Here is a 12,039-nt window from a genome sequence, read left to right as displayed (position 1 = left end):
GCTGGCCTTCGGCAATCGATGCCGGGAGGCGGGCGTGCGCCCATCAATGGGCTCGGTCGGTGACGCCTACGACAACGCCATGGCCGAGAGCTTCTTCTCCACCCTTGAATGCGAGTTGCTCGCCCGACGCCGCTTCCGCTCGCAGGCGGAGGCCCGCATGGCAATCTTCAGCTACATCGAGGGCTTCTACAACCCGCTGCGTCGCCACTCGGCGCTCGGCTACCGCTCGCCCGTCGTCTACGAGCAGAAGGCCGGGTCAGAACCGGCAATCGAAACTCTGCTCAGCTAAGTCCCCTAATCGTCCACCGAACCGGGGCAATCCCACCTTCCACTTCACCCCGATCTTGGCCTCTGGCTCAACGCGGTTGGAGGCTTCGGAAGGTTTCTTTGCGCATCCACGAATTGGCCCTGTCGGTGTCGCAAGCCAAACGGGTACGCCTCTAATTGGAACTTCATTATGTCCCCAATCTGCTATACGCAACTTTGTGATAGCTGAGAAAGAGGGATAAGGTTATAGGAATCTAAAGGGCCCATAGGAAGCATCAGAAGTATGGAGTAATATCCGCCTGTATATAAACATATGTCACCTCACTGCAAATCGCTAAGTTACATATTCTACTTGAAGGGCGCATGTAATGCATGAAGAGCATAAAAATATACAAGATCTAATAAGTTATTTAAATAAATGCTTTTCTGAAATTAGCCCTGATGAAGCTATTAGCCAAATGCAGTTGGCAGCAGAGCTGCCTGACATACATATTTCTTTAATTGCCATGCTTATAAATGGGATAAATAGATTAAAAAATAATGAGCTATTACATAAATCTGTTGTAGATACGAGCTTTTCTAGTAGGAATACCTCTTATTTAGAATTACCGACCGGCTTAATATCATATGACGAAGCCGCTATACTCGGCAGAAGTGGATACATATTTCTTATCGGTGGGTCTAATGACGTAATAGGCCAATATTATCCTATTGATCAAAGTTACGTAGATTTATCCGAAAAGTGGATATCTTTAATAAAAGAAAGAATTAAAAATTCTATTAGCAGAAATATAAAATATTTTCAAATAATAATACCAGAAAAAATTACAATAATACCTGAATACTTTCCTTATTCAATTTCAACACCGACAAGATTGCTAGATAAATTGGAATTCGAGATATCAAAATTTGAACAAGACAAATTTTATATTTCAGGCAGAAAATTAATGTGCAGTCAATTTAGACGAGAACATCTATGTAAGAGAACAGATAGTCACTTATCTCCAGAGGGCACGTATTTATTGTTTAGAAATATGTTGAAAACCATCTATGACTTAACTATAGAAGACGTTTTATTTACAAAGAAAAATCGTTCCATTGGAGATCTTTCTTTCAGAATGAGCGGTTATTTTGTCACTGAAGAATATAGCGAAGTTTCTACTAAAGACTTACCAATGTTTGCAAATGATTCTCTGAAAATACTTGACGATCAACCTGAAAACAATGGGCATATGGGTAAAAGACAGATCTGGAATAATCCCAACGCTCCAATAAAAAGTCGTGTAGTAGTTTTTGGCAATTCTTTTTTCAGTCTAGTCGAAAACGGGCAAAGCACATTATCGTGGTGGTTCTCAAAGTGGGTAACTGAATTTCATTTTGTTTGGACGAATGAGGTTGATTGGCAATATGTAGACGAAATTTCTGCTGATACCGTTATATGGCAAGGAATAGAAAGATTTCTGCCGATTGTTCCAGGAAGTTAAGCTCGGAACTGTTTTTCTTTAACTTGAAAAGGAATTAATATGAAAATCGATAGTCAGAGTTTTTTTTCGGGCGCTGCGGAGCCTGTACTTATTCCGTCTGATCAAGAATTAGAGGGTAAATACGAATTCAATTTTAATGCAGATCCTAGCAAGCCAAGTTGGGGAGAAGTTAATATATTGCAAAATTATTCTGTTCGCACCAAACAAAACACTCATATTATTGATTATTTTTTTAAAAAACTACGTACTCCTAATCTGCAAGACGCAAATAAAAAAAACGAGACTGCAATATTTCTGCTTATGATTTCTACGACAAACTCAGGTCATGCAGTAAGCGAGATAATTAGTTTTATAAATTTTTATAAAGGCAATAACTTAGATTGTCAGGTAGGAGTAAGCGCGGTCTTCGTGGACGCGTTACCATACATGTTTCAACTGCTTCAACAGTTCTTAGAAAAAGATAAGATAATGGTTTTAGAGGAAAATGAAGAATACATATTTTCTAAAATAGTAACTCGTCGCAATACGCATATGAACTTAGTATCGAATTTTAATAATATACCATACGTTAGATCTGGAAACATTTTAGTATTTAATCATTTAAAAGAAATGCGGGATATGTTTATTGATGATCCATCGATCATTATAAATAAAAGCGAAGAAATATTTAATAGAAATTCAAGTTTTACAAATAATAATAATATAGTTATGCTTATAAAAACCCGAAGCGAACATGCCATGACAACCCCTGGGAGAGCAATGGATGTGTCTCCTAACTTGATTGAGAGAATTAAGTTGTTGGGTATTAAAATATGCTCTATTAGTGATTTTAAAAATGTTGAAGAGTATATTGCAACAATATATTCAGCTAAAACGTTAATCGTTTCATATGGGTCAACAGCATGCACGAATAGATTTTTTTGTAATCCAAACGCACACGTGATTTTGTTAGCAAATTTGCATTATAAATGGGAATATGATTACCCGTCCGATGCGGGTGAATTTTGGCACACAAGGCACTCACATTTGTTTACGGCCGAAAAACAAACTGTAATTATCGATCACAACAATACAATTGAGGAAAGTGACTTAGATAGGATTATGAGAATCATAGGTTCGCGAATGTAATATTATTCGAAATCTAAATTATTTACGCGTGTAATCACTTGAGTCAATCGAAGTCGGCTACGAGGAGAGGACGTCCATGAAGCTGGACACTTTCAAAAACCTCGCGGTTTAAGGCGTTTCGTGGTGTGATGGCGTCGTCGGTCGGTGAGGTGCTGCGATGCGCGGTCAGCCCGGTTTTTCGACGTCGATGACCGTCTGAAGGATCTCTCGGCCAAGGGCGATGCGCTGGAGCGGTTGAGCCGCATCGTTGATTTTGAACTGTTCCGGGACGACCTCGCCCGTGCCGTGCCCCGCTCGGATGGGTCGAAGGGGGGACGGTCGCCGTTCGACCTCGTGTTCATGTTCAAGGTGCTGATCCTCCAGGCCAGCCACTCGCTGTCGGACGAGCGCACCAAGTTCCTGATCAAGGACAGACTCTCCTTCATGCGCTTCCTCGGGCTCGGGCTGTCCGATCCGGTTCCGGATGCCAACACGACCTGGACCTTCCGCGAGGCGCTCACCCGCGCCGAGATCACTGGCAAGCCGGCCATCGCTGTACTGTTCTGCGCCTACGAGGCGGCCTTGTGTGCCGCCGGCTTCCTGGCGATGGGCGGGCAGATCGTCGACGCGACCGTGGTGGCCGCGCCCAAGCAGCGCAACACCGAGGCCGAGAAGGCGGAGCTGAAGGCCGGGCGTGTGCCCGATGCATGGAAGGCCCACCCCGCCAAGCTCGCCCAAAAGGACCGCGACGCGCGCTGGACGATCAAGTGGTCGAAGGCCAAGCCAGCCGAGGACGGTTCGAAGCGGATCGACCTCGCGGTGCCGGCCTTCGGCTACAAGAACCACATCGGCATCGACCGCCGCCATGGGCTGATCCGGACCTGGACCGCCACCGACGCTGCCCGGCACGACGGTGCACAGTGGCCCGGTCTCCTGTCAAAGGCCAACACCGCCGGCGACGTCTGGGTGGATACCGCCTACCGCTCGAAGGCAAACGAGGCGTACCTGGCGGGCAACGGCTTCCGCTCTCGCATCCACCGCAAGAAGCCGCCGGGCAAGCCGATGGCGAGGAACGTCGCCCGCGCCAACGGCGGGAAGTCGAAGGTTCGCGCGGCCATCGAGCACGTCTTCGTGCCGGCAGCACGCGGCAGATCGGCTCGACCCCGTAGGTGGCGCGGTGCTCGTCGATGAACGCAATCGCCTTCGGCTCGAAGCACTCGTCGCAGATCGAAACACGTCGCAGAAGCACGTCTGGCGCGCTCGTATCGTGCTGCTGAGCGCCGATGGGCTGGGGACGCACGCGATCATACGTGAGGCGGGCGTGTCCAAGACGGTGGTCTGGCGCTGGCAGGACCGCTTCGCGCAGGAGGGCGTCGAAGGGCTCCTTCGGGACAAGACGCGACCGGCGCGCATCCGGCCGCTGGGGCCTGAGGTGGCGGCGCGCGTGGTGGCTCTGACGCAAGGAGAACCACCCGGCGAGACCACGCATTGGACGGCCGCCGCCATGAGTAAAGCCGCGGCCATCAGCGTCTCGTCGGTACAGCGGATCTGGCGGGGGCACGGCCTACAGCGCTTGGCTCGACCGCCGCCCGCGCTGGACCTTCCACTTCACCCCGACTTCAGCCTCGTGGCTCAATGCCGTCGAGGGCTTCTTCGCCAAGCTCGCAAAACGCCGGCTCGGACGCGGCGTGTTCGGATCGCTGATCGAGGTGCAGGCTGCCATCAAACGCTTCATCGCCGAGAGCAACGGCAATCCAAAGCCCTTCGTCTGGACCGCCGACCCGGATCGCATCATCCAAGCCGCAAAGCGTGGGCACCAAGTGTTAGACTCGCACCACTAGGGCCTGTCGTCGCCTGAACAGATTGGCTGGGCTTGCGTTTTCGTCTCTCTGATGGAGGAGGGACGATGCTGAGCGACGCGCAATGGGCTGATCTGGAGCCTCTGGTTGAAGCCTGCCGGCCCAAGGCCAAAACGCCTCCTCAGGATCTGCAGCGCACGCTCTCGGCCATCCTTTGGCGGCATCAGAACGGAGCCAAATGGCGAGCCATTCCCGAGGAATTGGGACCCTGGTGCGGGCTGCCCAGATCTTCATCCGCTGGTCGCGTGCCGGCGTCTGGGAGCGGCTTCTTCACCTCGTGCAGGAGCGCGGTGTCCAACTCGGTATGGTGTTCCTCGACGGCACGAACGTTCGGGCGCACCAAAAGGCGGCGGGAGCCGCCAAAAGGGGGGATCTGCAGCCAAGCGAGACGCTCGTGAAGCTGTTGGCCGCTCGCGTGGCGGGGATGGCACCAAGGCTTGCGTGATCGCCGACGGGCAGGGCCGCGCCATCGCCTTCCGTCTGGCGCCCGGTCAGGCCCATGAACTCCCTCACGCTGTTCCCCTGCTCAACCAACTGCCGGGGGTGCCCAAATGGGTCGTGGGGGACCGCGGCTATACCAGCCACGTCTTTCGCGAACACATCTGGAATATGGGCGCTCGGCCTGCGATCCCGCCTCAGCGCCACGAAGCGCCCGTCGCTTGCCCGGATTGGATCTACAACAACCGCAACCAGGTCGAGCGCCTCTGGGCCAGGCTCAAAGAGTGGCGCGCCATCGCCACCCGCTACGAGAAGACTGCCGTCAGCTTCATGGGCGTCCTCTCCCTCGCCGCCGCCCTCGATTGGCTCAAGCGATGACACGCCCTAGCAGGGTGTTGAAGAAGTCCGTGGCGTGCCGGGGCTTGGCATGATTCACTGCTCCCTGGCCGTCGTTGGGGAAGGCAGATGCGGGGCTCGGATCAGCGTTCGGGGTCGTTGTTCTCGTATGTGGACCTGGAGGCTCGGATCCGGTCCGATCATCCTCTACGGACCATCCGGCAACTGACGGATAAGGCGCTGCGGCCCTGAGCGGATCGTTCTCGGCGCTCTATGCGGCCCGGATGGGTCGTCCGTCGATCCCGCCCGAGATGCTGCTGCGGGCCATGCTCCTACAAGCGTTCTACTCGATCCGCTCGGAGCGGCAGTTGATGGAACGGCTGGAGTTCGACCTGCTGTTCCGCTGGTTCGTCGGGCTGGGCATCGACGATCCGACCTGGGATCATTCGAGCTTCACCCGGAACCGGGACCGGCTCCTGGCCGGTGAGATCGCGGCCCAGTTCCTGGCTGCCGTGCTGGCTCAGCCCCGCGTGAAGCGGCTCCTGTCCAGCGACCACTTCAGCGTCGACGGCACACTGATCGAGGCCTGGGCGTCTCTGAAGAGCTTCAAGCCCAAGGACCAGGATGGCGACAGTCGAGGCGAAGACCCGCCGCCGTCCGCCGGCGGGCGCAACGCAGAGGTCGACTTCGGGGGGCAGACGCGCTCGAACGAGACCCACGCGAGCACCACGGACCGAGAAGCCCGCCTCTACCGCAAGGGTCCGGAAATGGAGGCCAGGCTCTGCTTCATCGGTCACACCCTGATGGAGAACTGCTCGGGCCTGATCGTGGACACCCGCCTGACCTCGGCGGACGGCCACGCCGAGCGCATCGCGGCCTTGTCGATGATCGAACCAAGAGCAGATCGCCCCAGGGCGATCTCGCTGGGGGCCGACAAGGCCTATGACGCCGAGGACTTCGTCAACGAACTCAGGTCGATGAACGTGCGCGCGCATGTGGCCCGGAACACCAACGGCCGCCGCTCCTCCATCGATGGACGAACCACCCGCCACGCCGGCTACGGCAGGAGCCAGAAGATCCGCAAGCGCATCGAGGAGGGTTTCGGCTGGATCAAGACCGTCGGCGGCCTGCGCAAGACCCGCTTCATAGGCCGCGACAAGGTCGGATGGGCTTTCGCCTTGACGGCGGCGGCCTACAATCTGGTCCGCCTGCCCAAACTGCTCGCGGCTGCGGCGTGAGCGTCTTGGGCAAGTGGCGGATCGTCGAGTTGCGCGGCTACGAGGACGACTACGCCGACATGGTCGAGTCGGCCTACATCCTCTTCGAGAACGGCTGCGGTGAGTTCGCCTTCGGATGTGTCACCGGGGCCTTCGCCGGCGGCGCCGGCCGGCAGGGTGAGCGCGCGGCCGTCGCGTTCGACTGGAACGGCAACGACGAGGGCGACGCGATCTGCGGCTCCGGATCGGCCGAGCTTCAGGCCGACGGCTCGCTCCAAGGCGAAATCCGTATCCGCCGCGGAGACGAAATCCCCTTCATCGCCCGCCGATGGTCGACTTCTTCAACACCCTGCTAGGTAGACCAGCTGACGGGCTGTTGGTGGATGGTGGCACGATCCGCCTCCACCATCTCGCGAACGAGGTCTTCGAAGCCGGTAGTATGCCTCCATCCGAGTTTGGCACGCGCTTTCGTAGGGTCGCCGAGAAGCAGCTCAACTTCCGTAGGTCGAAAGTAGCGTGGATCAATCCGCACAAGTACGGTGCCGGTCTGAGTATCAAAACCTTCTTCTTCGACGCCTTCGCCGCGCCAAGTGATCTCACGCCCAATGACTGCGAAGGATTTTTCGACAAACTCGCGCACTGAATGCAGTTCGCCCGTTGCTAAGACGTAATCGTCGCCCTGATCCTGCTGAAGCATGCGCCACATACCGTCAACGTAATCGCGTGCGTGCCCCCAATCCCGCCGGGCGTCGAGGTTGCCGAGAAAAAGCATAGGCTGCAAGCCAACCTCGATGGCCGCCACCGCGCGGGTGATCTTCCGCGTGACGAAAGTCTCGCCGCGCTGTGGGCTCTCATGATTGAACAAGATGCCATTCGAGGCATGCATGCCGTAGGCTTCGCGGTAGTTCACCGTGATCCAGTAGGCGTAAAGCTTTGCGGCACCGTAGGGGCTGCGCGGGTAGAATGGCGTGATCTCATTCTGCGGAATGGCCTGAACCTTGCCGTAGAGTTCCGAGGTGGAGGCCTGATAGAAACGGGTATTATCGTTGAGCTTGAGGATGCGGATCGCTTCTAGAAGCCGCAGCGTTCCCATGCCATCCGAGTTCGCAGTGTATTCCGGTGTCTCGAAGCTGACTTGGACGTGGCTCTGTGCACCAAGATTGTAGATCTCGTCCGGCTTCGTCTCCTGTACAATTCGAATGAGGTTTGTAGAATCAGTAAGATCACCATAATGCATGTAGAAACCAGCCGCGTCGATATGCGGGTCGCGATAGATGTGATCTACACGTCCCGTGTTAAACGACGATGATCTTCGCTTTAAGCCATGCACCTCATAATCCTTCCGCAATAGTAACTCAGATAAATAGGCGCCATCCTGCCCGGTTACACCTGTAATTAACGCAACTTTTTTCTTTGTCATCTTATAAAGATCCTTACAATATTAATTTTAAGCTGATGCGGCCGGCTCGTTCTGTAGAAACCATTCGTAGGTCGAAGTAATGCCTTCGCGTAGCGAAACTTTTGCCTGCCAGCCGGCCTGTACAAGCCGGCTAACATCTAAGCGCTTGCGAGGCGTGCCGTCTGGCTTGGTAGCATCGTAAACGAAATTACCATTATAACCTATAATTTCAGCAACGAGTTCGGCTAATTCGCTAATCTTCAAATCTTCTCCTGTGCCGACATTAATTATGTCCTCCGATGAATAACTTTTCATCAGATGAACGCAAGCATCTGCTAGGTCGTTAACGTGTAAAAATTCGCGGTAGGGGTCACCCGTGCCCCAGATTAGCACATCTCCACCCTTCCGCTTGGCTTCGTGAATCTTGCGAATGAGCGCGGGCAAGACGTGGCTAGATGTGAGATCAAAATTGTCGAAGGGGCCGTATAGGTTTGTCGGCATCGCGGAAATAATGTCGCTACCATATTGTCGGCGATAGGCTTGGCCAAGTTTGATCCCGGCAATTTTAGCGATAGCATATGCCTCGTTGGTGGGTTCGAGAGCACCTGTTAGAAGGGCACTTTCTACGATAGGTTGGGCTGCCATCTTTGGGTATATGCAGGAGGAGCCAAGGAGAAGTATTTTAGCGACGTTAGCCTGCCGCGCCGCTTCCAGCACGTTCATCTGGATCGCAAGATTGTCGTAAAGGAAGTCCGCCGGCCGCGTGTCGTTGGCGAAGATACCACCGACTTTAGCAGCTGCCAGGAAAATCATGTCCGGCCGGTGTCTAGTCATCCAGGCGCGCACGGCTGATTGTTCACGCAGGTCGACGTCGCCGCGATCCGCCGTAAGGATATCGCACCCTTCGTTAGCAAGGCGCCGCACGATTGCTGATCCGACCATACCATGATGGCCTGCAACCCATACACGTTTACCTGAAAGTCGATAGATCATCAAATACACCTTCCAGACATGATGGAAACAACAATCAAATATATTTAATATTATAAATATATTAAATGTATTTGATTTGATGATAATATTATGAACGCCTCTTACTAAATAGAGATTTGATCGTATTATACCGGGTATTGTGGCAAAGCGTGAGCCCAAATTTCACAATGATCGCACAACCCATTTAATAAAACCATAGCTAGGCTGTCGCGAATTTCCTAAACAATATGAATTAAAAAATTATCCTAGTGGTACCAATGCAAGGTACTTTGCCTCCCGCTTCCTGTGGCGACGCGACGATACTGCTTTAGTTATCCGATTGGCCACTCAAATTTGTTAGTCACCTAGCAAATGGTTTTGTCGCAGTTGGGCTACCACGACTGTTCTTTACGGGGCGGAATGACTGGCTCGACCCGGCACTGCTTGCGGCGACGGAGTGCCGGCGGACTTGAACAGCCCCAGTCTCACATATGCAGCGGGGACGCAGATGGGGACGGCCTTGCCCACGGCGGGGTACGGCGCCCTAATTCATCATCACCTGCAGCGCGAACTGCTCTTGGCTTTCGCCGACCGTCATCACCGCCGCCCTAGGCGCGCATAAAACCTTAGTCGATAACCCGTCTTAGCTGTGCCCGGACGCTTTACCGATCGCCTCAACCTGGCCTTCCTCCAATGGTGGTGGACTGGTGTGCATCAACAAAGTACTAACGAGCGCGTACTACTGCGGCGTCTACGAAATACCCCCGCTGAAATCGCCCAAAGTATCAGTATACTCTTGCATGTACCGTAGCACTCAGTCGAACACGCTAGCCTGCTATTAGCAGTAGAACTGACATTATAAGGTCTCAACAGGACTATAGTAAGACTTTAAGGCGCCCAAAGTGCGCCACGCGCGCAGGATCCACAGCATGACGTTTAGGACTTAACTGCGATCCTCCGCGAGCCGGCTTGTGCCCAGCTTTTGCGAAGGCAGCCGGCTTGGCAACTTGGAGCCATTGCGCGTGGGTCATTCGTAGCATCGCATGCTAGCCACATGGGGGAATCACTCCACAGGTGAAACCTTCGTTAAGACACTTCAGTAGTGACGCCCCTACGATCGTCTCCGAAAGGCGTTCAGCCGGTTGAGAAGTGGCTTGAGCTTCGCGCGCAGGCGCAGCCGTCGGCGCAGTTCGGGCACGAGCCCGAGGACCGCCAGGAGCGCCACCGTCCTCTTGAAGCGCAGGCCGGGCTGGACACCGATGAGGAGATCGGCCAGGGGCGCGCGCTCCTGCCAGAGCTCAGACATCATCCCGACCTCGGCGGCTGCGCAGGAATCCGAGAGCCGCACAGCCGGGTCGGCCAGCAGCATCGCGGTGTCCTCGAGCGCGAGCTGATAACCAGGCGAAAAGTTGCCGCGGGCCTCGTCGTAGGCGATCTTCCACATGAAGGCCGTGCCCCTTGAGTAGATCAGGACGCACATGCTGATCGGTTCGCCGTCCAGGGTCAGCGCGCTGACCTTGCCGCGCCCCTGAGCCGCGAGGGCGCCAAGCCCGCCCCGCAGGAAGGCCGCGTGCTTCGCATTCGACTGCATGGCGCTGCCGCGCTGGCCCTTCCAGCCCAGCGCCTCCAGGGCGAGGAACTGGTCCACCGCCGCCGGCACGGCTGCGCCCTCGTGTACGACGTAAGCCACCTCGCCCTGGCGCCCGAGCTTGGAGCGCAGCTGCCTCAGCTTGGCGCGGCGCGAGCCGGACAGGGTCTGGCGTAGGTATGCTTCGGCGTCGAGCGCGGTCTCCAGCATCGCCCGGCGGTGGCGCGCCCGCACCTTCACGGCGCAGCGCCCCTCGGCCTGTAGCGCGTCGAGGGCGCCCTGGAAGGACCCGTCCGTGCGGCAGTTGAGGTCGAGGAGCTTCGGCAGGCTCCGGTCGGCCCGGAGAAGGGCGAACCACGCAGCCAGCACGTCCCGGGCCCAGTCGGGCCGGACCAGGGGACTGCCGAGGGAGGCCAGGGGGACGGCGGGGGCTCGCAGGCGCGCGACGAGGCCGCGCCGCTCCAGGGCGAAGGCCCAGACACCGACGAGGCGCTGTTCCGGGTCCCAGGCCAGCAGGACGACGAGGGGCGTGTCGGGATCGGCTGCTTGCGCGGCATCCAGCATCGCCGGCTCGAGGAAGACGTTCGCCTCCGGCGTCGCGTCAACGAGGTCGCGAAACGCGGGTTCGAGGCCCGCGAACCGGTGCGTGTCGACGCGCTCGACCCGCAAGCCCCGATCCGAGAGGTCCGAGCGCGGGGCGACTCCGGCGGCGGGATGGACGGCCTCGGCCAGGATCTGCGCGGGGGCGTCGAAGGTCTGTATCGCGGTCAACGTTGGTGTTCTCCGTCTGGAAACGCGGACGGTAACGGACCCTCCACCGGTCCGGTCCGTCCCCATTCACTTCGTGCATCGCCTGACAAGAGCAGCACGAAGACCGGATCGGCTATGAGCCGAGAGCGTAAAGAAACATCGTTGGCGATCCCTGCAAAATAATCGGCTCGGCGTTTCTTCACATCGGAGTTCCAATCTGGTTTCCACAACCCTCACGGACGGATTCACCTGTCGAGGGTTTCAGCAAACGCACCTGGGTTTGGTATGCGTCGGCCCCTGGTGTCACCGCGCCGGAGATCGGCAGGGCAGGGACGCCGGGGCGATCCGCGCTCTCTGGCAGCCCGTTCCGGACAGGGCGAGGCTCGGTTTTCCCCGGATTGAAAAGACTCTTCTCCGTGGTGTGCAGGGCTTTGCACCCTGTCGGGTACGGCTCGGGCGGGGCCAGGTCGGTGCGCTTGCGCTTGCCGCCCCGCTTGATCCAGGCCTGCCAGTCCTGGCTGACGATGCGCACCAGGTTGGAGGCGTTCCGGCGGCCCGGGTAGCGCCGTTCCTCGATCGTGAGGAGTTCGTCGCCTGCAGCTAGGCGCAGAGCGCTCTGCGC

7 protein-coding genes and 6 pseudogenes are annotated in these 12,039 nt (G+C 56.0%); 8 read left to right on the top strand and 5 right to left on the bottom strand.

Features of this window, described 5'->3' with window-relative positions:
- The 8 genes and pseudogenes from MFF30_RS14250 to MFF30_RS14215 all read left to right on the top strand — a co-directional run.
- Nucleotides 1–289 (top strand): integrase core domain-containing protein (locus MFF30_RS14250; RefSeq protein ID WP_238280054.1); only part of this gene is annotated, 289 nt, incomplete at its 5' end.
- 346 nt (nucleotides 290–635) lie between these two features.
- Nucleotides 636–1,751, top strand: a complete 1,116-nt coding sequence (locus tag MFF30_RS14245) for an alginate O-acetyltransferase AlgX-related protein (protein ID WP_238280053.1) — start codon at nucleotides 636–638, stop codon at nucleotides 1,749–1,751.
- 39 nt (nucleotides 1,752–1,790) lie between these two features.
- Nucleotides 1,791–2,879: a hypothetical protein gene (locus MFF30_RS14240; RefSeq protein WP_238280052.1), complete on the top strand. Its 1,089-nt coding sequence runs from the start codon at nucleotides 1,791–1,793 to the stop codon at nucleotides 2,877–2,879.
- A gap of 157 nt (nucleotides 2,880–3,036) precedes the next feature.
- Nucleotides 3,037–3,989 (top strand): annotated as a pseudogene (locus MFF30_RS14235) (IS5 family transposase); the annotation flags it as partial.
- 46 nt (nucleotides 3,990–4,035) lie between these two features.
- Nucleotides 4,036–4,699: pseudogene (locus tag MFF30_RS14230) on the top strand (helix-turn-helix domain-containing protein).
- 65 nt (nucleotides 4,700–4,764) lie between these two features.
- Nucleotides 4,765–5,533 (top strand): annotated as a pseudogene (locus MFF30_RS14225) (IS5 family transposase).
- Between the two features lie 87 nt (nucleotides 5,534–5,620).
- Nucleotides 5,621–6,729, top strand: a pseudogene (locus MFF30_RS14220) (IS5 family transposase).
- Between the two features lie 29 nt (nucleotides 6,730–6,758).
- Complete coding sequence (locus MFF30_RS14215) at nucleotides 6,759–7,064, top strand: hypothetical protein (RefSeq protein ID WP_238280051.1); 306 nt, start codon at nucleotides 6,759–6,761, stop codon at nucleotides 7,062–7,064.
- Here the strand turns inward: MFF30_RS14215 and gmd are convergent.
- From gmd to MFF30_RS14190, 5 genes and pseudogenes are all read right to left on the bottom strand, one after another.
- Nucleotides 7,061–8,128 carry a GDP-mannose 4,6-dehydratase gene (gene gmd, locus MFF30_RS14210; RefSeq protein WP_238280050.1) on the bottom strand — a complete coding sequence of 356 codons (1,068 nt, stop codon included), beginning with the start codon at nucleotides 8,126–8,128 and terminating at the stop codon, nucleotides 7,061–7,063. The genes MFF30_RS14215 and gmd overlap by 4 nt on opposite strands.
- Nucleotides 8,129–8,155: 27 nt before the next feature.
- Nucleotides 8,156–9,100 (bottom strand): GDP-L-fucose synthase, encoded by a 945-nt coding sequence (gene fcl, locus MFF30_RS14205; RefSeq protein WP_238280049.1) that lies wholly within the window; start codon nucleotides 9,098–9,100, stop codon nucleotides 8,156–8,158.
- Nucleotides 9,101–9,340: 240 nt separating this feature from the next.
- Nucleotides 9,341–10,119 (bottom strand): annotated as a pseudogene (locus MFF30_RS14200) (transposase family protein).
- Nucleotides 10,120–10,190: 71 nt separating this feature from the next.
- Nucleotides 10,191–11,438 carry a GNAT family N-acetyltransferase gene (locus MFF30_RS14195; RefSeq protein ID WP_238280048.1) on the bottom strand — a complete coding sequence of 416 codons (1,248 nt, stop codon included), beginning with the start codon at nucleotides 11,436–11,438 and terminating at the stop codon, nucleotides 10,191–10,193.
- A 178-nt stretch (nucleotides 11,439–11,616) separates the two neighbouring features.
- Nucleotides 11,617–12,039, bottom strand: a pseudogene (locus tag MFF30_RS14190) (hypothetical protein); the annotation flags it as partial.

This window comes from Methylobacterium goesingense, assembly GCF_022179225.1.
Lineage (GTDB): Bacteria > Pseudomonadota > Alphaproteobacteria > Rhizobiales > Beijerinckiaceae > Methylobacterium > Methylobacterium goesingense.
The sequence above is the reverse complement of the archived record's forward strand: the minus strand, read 5'-3'. Positions and strand labels throughout refer to the sequence as shown.

Bases quoted from the DNA above. Each gene is read 5' to 3' on its own strand.
- gmd (WP_238280050.1), bottom strand. From the start codon at position 8,128: ATGACAAAGAAAAAAGTTGCGTTAATTACAGGTGTAACCGGGCAGGAT.
- MFF30_RS14240 (WP_238280052.1), top strand. From the start codon at position 1,791: ATGAAAATCGATAGTCAGAGTTTTTTTTCGGGCGCTGCGGAGCCTGTA.
- MFF30_RS14245 (WP_238280053.1), top strand. From the start codon at position 636: ATGCATGAAGAGCATAAAAATATACAAGATCTAATAAGTTATTTAAAT.
- fcl (WP_238280049.1), bottom strand. From the start codon at position 9,100: ATGATCTATCGACTTTCAGGTAAACGTGTATGGGTTGCAGGCCATCAT.